The organism is Blastococcus carthaginiensis (assembly GCF_030731085.1).
Lineage (GTDB): Bacteria > Actinomycetota > Actinomycetes > Mycobacteriales > Geodermatophilaceae > Blastococcus > Blastococcus carthaginiensis.
Genome location: NZ_JASNFN010000056.1, coordinates 1 through 7,460, shown reverse-complemented (window position 1 = coordinate 7,460; position 7,460 = coordinate 1). Strand labels below are relative to the sequence as shown.

General features: G+C 71.4%; 8 protein-coding genes and 1 pseudogene. 4 read left to right on the top strand and 5 right to left on the bottom strand.

Going from position 1 to position 7,460, the window contains the following annotated elements; all coding sequences use genetic code 11:
• The first annotated feature begins 112 nt into the window (after positions 1-112).
• A complete protein-coding gene (locus tag QOZ88_RS23010) occupies positions 113-952 on the top strand; it encodes an IS5 family transposase (RefSeq protein ID WP_306001625.1) in 840 nt (279 codons plus the stop codon).
• A 16-nt stretch (positions 953-968) separates the two neighbouring features.
• On the opposite strand, the gene QOZ88_RS23005 is transcribed toward QOZ88_RS23010, so the two are convergent.
• From QOZ88_RS23005 to QOZ88_RS22985, 5 genes and pseudogenes are all read right to left on the bottom strand, one after another.
• Positions 969-1,475: an acyl-CoA dehydrogenase family protein gene (locus QOZ88_RS23005; RefSeq protein ID WP_306002001.1), complete on the bottom strand. Its 507-nt coding sequence runs from the start codon at positions 1,473-1,475 to the stop codon at positions 969-971.
• Between the two features lie 12 nt (positions 1,476-1,487).
• Positions 1,488-1,667 (bottom strand): annotated as a pseudogene (locus QOZ88_RS23000) (acyl-CoA dehydrogenase family protein); the annotation flags it as partial.
• 15 nt (positions 1,668-1,682) lie between these two features.
• Complete coding sequence (locus QOZ88_RS22995) at positions 1,683-2,120, bottom strand: acyl-CoA dehydrogenase family protein (RefSeq protein ID WP_306002000.1); 438 nt, start codon at positions 2,118-2,120, stop codon at positions 1,683-1,685.
• On the bottom strand, positions 2,117-3,166 hold the full coding sequence (locus QOZ88_RS22990) for an LLM class F420-dependent oxidoreductase (RefSeq protein ID WP_306001999.1): 1,050 nt from the start codon (positions 3,164-3,166) through the stop codon (positions 2,117-2,119). The genes QOZ88_RS22995 and QOZ88_RS22990 overlap by 4 nt, the downstream gene beginning before the upstream one ends.
• A 43-nt stretch (positions 3,167-3,209) precedes the next feature.
• Positions 3,210-4,745 (bottom strand): class I adenylate-forming enzyme family protein, encoded by a 1,536-nt coding sequence (locus QOZ88_RS22985; protein ID WP_306001998.1) that lies wholly within the window; start codon positions 4,743-4,745, stop codon positions 3,210-3,212.
• A gap of 151 nt (positions 4,746-4,896) precedes the next feature.
• Between QOZ88_RS22985 and QOZ88_RS22980 the strand changes: the two genes are divergently transcribed.
• The 3 genes from QOZ88_RS22980 to QOZ88_RS22970 all read left to right on the top strand — a co-directional run.
• Entirely contained in the window at positions 4,897-5,481 is a 585-nt protein-coding gene (locus tag QOZ88_RS22980; RefSeq protein WP_306001997.1) for a hypothetical protein, read from the top strand.
• A 569-nt stretch (positions 5,482-6,050) separates the two neighbouring features.
• Positions 6,051-6,395, top strand: coding sequence for a hypothetical protein (locus tag QOZ88_RS22975; RefSeq protein ID WP_306001996.1), 345 nt, complete (start codon positions 6,051-6,053; stop codon positions 6,393-6,395).
• A gap of 39 nt (positions 6,396-6,434) precedes the next feature.
• Positions 6,435-7,460 (top strand): DUF222 domain-containing protein (locus QOZ88_RS22970; protein WP_306001896.1); only part of this gene is annotated, 1,026 nt, incomplete at its 3' end.

Here is a 7,460-nt window from a genome sequence, read left to right as displayed (position 1 = left end):
AGAGCCCCCGCCAGTAGGTGAGGTCGCGCCGTTCGGCGTGGCTGATCGGCAAGGGCAGGCACGAGGGCCACGCTCGCGAAGGTGCTAACGCTCCGTGAACTGTGGACGCCTCGTGCCTGCCGTCCCATCGTGCATCCTTGACCCGCTGCGCGAGGAGTTCCTCACCCTGCTGCCTGTGCGTGTCGATGAGCATCCGTTGGGCTGTCACCGGCCGCGCATCGACGATGCCGTGGTGTTCGGCAAGCTCGTCGAGGCGCTGGTGTTCGGCGCCGGCTACGAGCGCATCGCCGACGACTCGTGCTCGGCCACCACCATGCGTCGCCGCCGGGACGAGTGGATCGCCCTGGGAGTGTTCGACCGGCTGCGACTGGCCTGCCTGGATGCCTACGACAAGATGATCGGCTTGGACCTGGCCGACGTGGCCGTCGATGGATGCACCACCAAGGCCCCGTGCGGCGGGGAATGCGCCGGTCGCAGCCCGGTGGACCGGGGCAAGGGCGGGCTGAAACGGTCCCAGCTCACCGACGGCGGCGGCATCCCGCTGGCCACGGTGTCCGCGCCGGCCAACACCGTCGACCACGCCCTGCTGCCCCAGACGCTGGACGCGCTCAAGGACTTCCAGCCGCTGCCGGCCGGTGCGACGGCGCATCTGGACGCCGGCTACGACTACCGCCCCTGCCGCGAAGCACTCGACGAACGAGGCCTGCTCGGTCAGATCGCCCACCGCGGCGAACCCGCTCCCATCCAGGTCGGCAAGCGTTGGGTGGTGGAGCGGACCAACTCCTGGCTCAACAACTTCGGAAAGCTGCGCCGCTGCACCGAACGCCGCCAGGTCTGCGTCGACGCCTACCTGGCGCTGGCTGCCGCCATCGTCACCGTCCGTGCACTGTGCCGGGGCGCCTGGCGCCTCTACCGCTGGGACACCCGGCCAAGATCACCACGCATCCGCTGACCTACTGGCGGAGGCTCTAAAGCGGGTGGCGGGCGATCCACTGCGCGGCGATGACGGTGCGCTGGATCTCGTTGGTGCCCTCGCCGAGGATCATCAGCGGCGCATCGCGGAAGTAGCGCTCGACGTCGAACTCCTTCGAGTAGCCGTAGCCGCCGTGCACGCGCATGGCGTCCAGGGCGACCTCCATGGCGGCCTCGGAGGCGAACAGCTTCGCCATGCCGGCCTCCATGTCGGCGCGGGCGCCGCCGTCGAGCTTCGCGGCGGCGTCGGCGGTGAGCAGCCGGGCGGCCTGCACCTTGGTGGCCATGTCGGCCAGCAGGTTGCCGACCGACTGGTGCTTCCAGATGGGGACGCCGAAGGACTCGCGCTCCTGCGCGTACCGGGTGGCCGCGGCCAGCGCCGCCTGCGCGACCCCCACCGCGCGGGCGGCGACCTGCACCCGCCCGACCTCCAGGCCGCGCATCATCTGCACCCAGCCGCGGCCGGGCTCCCCGCCGAGGACGGCGCCGTCCGGCACCTGCATGCCATCGAAGGTCAGCTCGCAGGCCTCGATGCCGCGGTAGCCGAGCTTGGGGATCTTCGCCGAGATCTCCAGGCCCTCGCCGGGCTCCACCAGCAGCACGCTCATGCCGGTGTGCGGCGGGACGGCGTCGCGGTCGGTGCGGCAGAGCAGGCCGATGAGCTGGGAGTGCTGGGCGTTGGAAATCCAGCTCTTGCTGCCGGTGACCGCTCAGCCGTCGTCGGTGCGGACGGCGTGCGTGCGCATCGCCTGGAGGTCGCTGCCGCCGCCGGGCTCGGTGAGCGCCATCGTGGCGCGCACCTCGCCGGTGGCCATCCGCGGCAGGTAGCGGGTCCGCTGCTCCTCGGTGCCGGCGGTCGCCAGCAAGTGCGAGATGACCGAGTGGCCGCCGATCGCGCCGGCCAGGCTCATCCAGCCGCGGGCGAGCTTCTCGGTGACGCGCGCGAAGCAGGCGGTGCTCACGCCGCTGCCACCGTGCTCCTCGGGCACCAGTAGCCCGAAGAGGCCGAGCGCCTCCATCTCCTCGAGGAAGGCTTGCGGGTAGCGGTCCTCGGCCTCGAACTCGGCCACCCGCGGACGCACCCGCCGGTCGACGAACTCCGCGGTGAGCGCGACGAACTCCTGCTCGTGGGCGGGCAGCGCCGTCATGCGAGCGCCTTCAGCGTCTCGATCGCGCGGAGCCGCTCGGCGTGATCGGCGGCCAGGGGTGTGGCGTTGAGCGTCGTCACCCCGGCCTCGCGGAAGGCTGCGACCCGCTCGGCGACGTACCCCCGCGGCCCGACGAGGGAGACACCGCGGACGAACTCCTCCGGCAGTGCGGCGGCGGCGTCGTCCTTCTTCCCGCCCAGGTAGAGGTCCTGCACGTGGGCGGCCGCCTCGGCGTAGCCGTAGCGCACGGCCAGGTCGTTGTAGAAATTCTTGCCGCGGGCGCCCATCCCGCCGACGTAGAGCGCCAGCTTCGCGCGCACCTGGTCCAGCGCCGCGGCCTGCTCGTCGGCGTCCTCGCTGATCACGAGCTGGGTGTCGGCGGAGATGTCCAGCGGCCCGAGTTCCGGGTCCCGCTGCGCCGTCCCCTCGGCCAGCGCGTCCCCGAACGCCGTCGCGCTGCCTTCGGGCAGGAAGAACGCCGGCTGCCACGACTCGAACAGCTCCGCGGCGAGCGCGACGTTCTTCGGGCCGATGGCCGCCAGCAGCATCGGGATCCGCGGCCGCACCGGCTCGTTGATCAGCTTCAGCGGCTTGCCGAGCCCGCTGCCGCCGCGATCGGGGGTCAGCGGGATGTCGACGTGCGCGCCGTGGTGGTCGACCTTCTCCCGGCGCCACACCGTGCGGCAGACCTCCACCACCTCGCGGGTCGTGGCCAGCGGGGCGGTGTAGGGGACCCCGTGGAACCCCTCGACCACCTGCGGACCCGAGGCGCCGATGCCGAGGGTGAAGCGACCGCCGGAGAGGAAGTCCAGACCGGCGGCGGTCATGGCCAGCAGCGTCGGCGTCCGCGAGTAGATGTTGAGGATGCCCGAGGCGATCTCGACCGTCGTCGTCTTGGCGGCCAGGTAGCCCAGGTGGCTTACCGCGTCGAAGGAGTAGGCCTCGGCCACGTAGACGGTGTCCAGGCCCGCCGCCTCGTACTCGGCGATGACGGCCGTGGTGCGGTCGAAGCCGCCGCTGTAGGAGATGGGCATGCCGATGCGCACGGGTGCTCCTGTCGCCGGGGAAGCGGTCTCCGGCAACGTAGCCCTACCGCGGGACGGCGACCCAGCCGTCGACGTCCCGCAGCGCGCTCTTCAGCACCTTGCCCCCGGCGTTGCGCGGCAGCGGGCCGTCGATGACCCGCACGAACTGCGGGCGCTTGAAGTCGGCCAGCCGCTCGCGGGCGAAGGCAGACAGGTCCGCGACCAACCGGCCGGCGTCCGTGCCCGGCTTCGGCAGGACGACGGCGCCGACCTTCTCCCCCATCACCGGGTCGGGGACCCCGACGACGGCGACCTCGAGGACGTCGGGGTGCTCGGCGAGGGCGTTCTCCACCTCGACGCTGTACACGTTCTCGCCGCCGCGGTTGACCATGTCCTTGGCGCGGTCGACGATCCGCACGATGCCGTCGGTGATGGTGGCGAGGTCGCCGGTGTGCAGCCAGCCGTCCTGGAACGTCTCGGCGGTCCGCGCCGGGTCACCCCAGTAGCCGGTGACGACGTTCGGCCCGCGCACGAGCAGCTCCCCCACGCCGGTGACCGGGTCGGACCCATGCAGGTCGACGTCGTCGACCGGGGTGGGGAACCCGACGGCGTCGGCGTGGGTCTCGGCGTACTCGTGCGGCAGGAAGGTGGCCAGCGCGCTGGTCTCGCTGAGGCCGAACCCGTTGCCCAGCCGGGCGTTCGGGAACGCCGTCCGCAGCCGGTGTACGAGCTCGGGGGCGATGGGGGCGCCGCCGTAGCTGAGCGTGCGGACGGTGGAGAGGTCGGTCGCCCCCAGGTCCGGGTGGCGCAGCACGAGCTCGTAGATGGTGGGGACGCTGGTGATCAGCGTGATGCCGTGCTCGGGGATGGCGGCCAGGAAGGACGTGGCGTCGAACCGCGGCATCAGCACCGACACTCCGCCCAGGGCGATCTGGGTGAGGAACTGGGAGTTGCAGCCGGTGACGTGGAACAGCGGCACCGAGATGAGCGTGGCGTGGGCTGCGTCGGGGTCGCGGCTGAGCTCGCGGCAGCGGATGACCGACTCGATGTTGCTGAGGAAGTTCTCGTGGGTGGTCATCGCGCCCTTGGGGCGACCGGTCGTGCCGCTGGTGTAGAAGAGCGCGGCGACGTCGGTGTGCTGCGGGTCGGGGACCTCCCCGGGCTCCCCGTCGGGCAGTGGCTCGCCCGGGCGGACGACGTGGGCGGCACCGCAGTCGGCGAGGATGAAGCCGGCCTCGGCCGGGGCGAGCCGGGTGTTCATGGGGACGACGACGGCGCCGGCGAGCTGGGCGCCCCAGAAGGCGAGCACCCAGTCGACGCCGTTGGGCAGCTGCACCGCGACCCGGTCGCCGGCGGTGACGCCGGCGTCCCGTAGGCCACCGGCGACGCGTCTGGCCCGCTCCCAGAGCTGGGCGTAGGTGAGCCGGCCGCCGCCGAGCTCGACGATGGCGGTGCGGTCACCGTGCCGCTGGGCCTGCTCGGCCAGCACCCGCACGACGTTCTGCGGCAGGTTCACGTAACGGCGGATGCCGCCGGCGCCGACCTCGATGCCGCTGGTGTCGAAGGGGCTGGTCCCCGTCGCGGCGCTGTGCGTGCCCATGCCTCTCCCCCCGTCCGCGGTGGTGTCGGCTCCGGATTGTGCGCCGGTGAGCCAGGTCTCGTGCGCCGGGGCGTCACCCGATCCGGCGGCGCGGGCAGGCTGTCCACAGTTACGGATCCGGATGCCGCCGAACTCTGCGTAGTCTCCCGCTGTGCGTGATCTCCGTGGGGGCCTGATCCGGACGACGCTCGGCTGCGCGCTGGCCGGCACCGTGCTGCTGACGGGGTGCTCGGAGAAGCAGGAAGCCAGCACCACCCTGCCGACGACGGCCGCCGCCCCGACCACCGAGACGCTCCCGCCCCTGGGTCCGGCGGACTTCCCGGTCCCCGACGAGGCGCGCACCAAGGACGCAGCAGGCGCCGAAGCCTTCCTCCGCTACTGGATCGACCTTCTCAATAGGCAGCGCACTGTCCCCAGCGGCGAGGCGCTACGTGAACTCGGAGCCGAATGCCAGGACTGCTTGCGAATCGCGGGCAACTACGACGCCGCCGCCGCAGCCGGAGAGCGCTACGTCGGAGGCGAGCTAAGCCTTAATGACGTCACGGCACCGCTCATTGACAACGACGAGGCGATGATCGCTTTCGGCGCCCGACGAGAACCTGTGTCGTTGGTCGATGCAAACGGGACCGTTCTCGAGGCTCGCGCCGAGCCGGCACCCAACTTGAGTTCTGGCATCACGCTTATCTGGTCTCAGATGGACCGCTCCTGGCTCGTGAAGGGCTTCACCTTGGGATGAGGAGCCTGGGTATTCGCACGCTCACCGTTCTGGCATTGACGCTAGCGCTGTTATGTGGTGAAGGCGCGCCCGTGCTGGCTTGCTCGTTCGACGACTGTGGCAGCACGGACATGGGCGACGGTTCGGTCGACGTCGGCTTCTCCGGATCTGGCGTCGGCGAACTCGTCGCCGGCGGTCCGGAGGGAGTCGCCAACTACATCTGGCGACTAAGGCACCTGTGCGCTCTCTCGGACGAACGTGAGGGTGGCTGCTCAGCCATGGACTTCCGCGAGTGCCCTCAAGAGCCGGGGCGAGTCGTGCAATACCTCGTAGTCCAGCAGCGTCGAGTCGTAAGGTCCGATGGGACCGTAGTACCGCTTGCGGACGGCACTCCGGTTCCCGTTCCGAATGGCTTGGAGCCAGGCGATCCCGTAGGCGATTGGATTGACGTCCGGCAGGGCTGCCTGGACATCACGTCGCTCAACCCGCCTCCCTCTGGTGAGGAAGTTTTTTCCTTCTTCCAGACGCTGCCACTGCCCCAGCTGGCGACCCGGCATCAGCCGCCTGGGGACGGCCTGACGGGGTTGCCGGTGATCTTCTACACCGATTCCCCGACCACCCAGAGCTTCACCGTGGACATCCGCGGTTTCACCGTGGTCATCGACGCCACCGCCGAGCAGTTCACCTGGCACACCGGCGACCCCGGCGGCCCGATCACCACCACCGACCCCGGCGCCCCCTATCCCGACCACAGCATCGAGCACAGCTACCGGTCGGGCACCTACACCGCCTCCCTCACCGTCACCTGGGGCGCCACCTTCACCGTCGACGGCGGCGCCGCAGCCGACGTCCCCGGCACCACCACCACCGAGGGCCCCCCGGTCACCTTCGCAGTCCTGCAGGCCCGCACCGTCCTCACCAACCCCTACGACTGACCTGCAGAAACTGTCGGTGGCCGGTTCTACGGTGCAGGTGTGTTCATCGGCGAACCACCCCGCGCGCCAGAGGACGGCGTCCCGATCCCCTGGGTGCCCGACACCGACGCCCCCGGGCTGAGCGACCTCGAGCTGGTCGCCGACATCTGGGCCGCCGACGCCCGCGAAGCCCGGCACGCCGCCCAGCGCGCCGAGGCCATCGCCGCCCTCGCCCGCCGCCGCTCCATCGAACGCGACCGCGACTTCGGCCCGCTGGGTGGCCCCGGGCTGGACAGCCGGCTCCGCCGATCCGAGGTCCTGGCTCAGGTCAGCGAAACGTTCGTGTCCGAACTCGCGCTGATCCGCGGCTGCTCGGAGGTCGAGGCCGAAACCCTGGCCATCGAATCGATCCTGCTCACCACCCTGCTCACCGGCACCTGGGACGCCCTGTACGCCGGCCGCATCGACGTGCGGAAGATGCGCGCCCTGGTCGACCTGCTGTCCACCGCCAAGCCCGAGGTCATCGCCGAGGTGGAACGCCGCGTCCTGCCCCACGCCGGGCGGCTCACCGTCCCCCAGCTGCGGGCCCGGGTGCGCCGGGCCCTGGCCCGCCTGGACGCCGACGCCCTGGACAAACGCCGCAAAGAGGCAGCCAAACGGGCCGACGTCACCACCCGCCCCACCGGCGAGGGCATGAGCCAGCTCGTCGCCGACCTGCCCCTCCACGTCGCTGCGGCGTGCGCCGACGCCATCGACCAGTACGCCCAGCTGCTGCGCGCCGACGGCGACGCCCGTCCCATCGGCGTCATCCGGGCCGCCGTCGCCGCCGACCTGATCCTGCGCCCCTGGGACCAGACCCGGCCGGCGGTCACCGCCCAGCTCACCATCCACGCCCCGCTGCCCTCACTGCACGACCCCGACGGCGACGGCGGCACCCAGCCGGCCGCCGAGGTCGCCGGTGAGATCGTCACCGCCGCCCAGTGCCGGGAGAGCCTCGCCGAACTCGACCTGCTCGGCATTCGCGCCGCACCGCCCGGCGGATGCGTGCAGGTGGCCATCGGCAACCCGATCGACGGCCGGCTGATC

Excerpts from the sequence above, each read along its gene's own strand:
- QOZ88_RS22995 (WP_306002000.1), bottom strand. The coding sequence starts at position 2,120 with ATGACGGCGCTGCCCGCCCACGAGCAGGAGTTCGTCGCGCTCACCGCG.
- QOZ88_RS23005 (WP_306002001.1), bottom strand. The coding sequence starts at position 1,475 with ATGCAGGTGCCGGACGGCGCCGTCCTCGGCGGGGAGCCCGGCCGCGGC.
- QOZ88_RS22985 (WP_306001998.1), bottom strand. The coding sequence starts at position 4,745 with ATGGGCACGCACAGCGCCGCGACGGGGACCAGCCCCTTCGACACCAGC.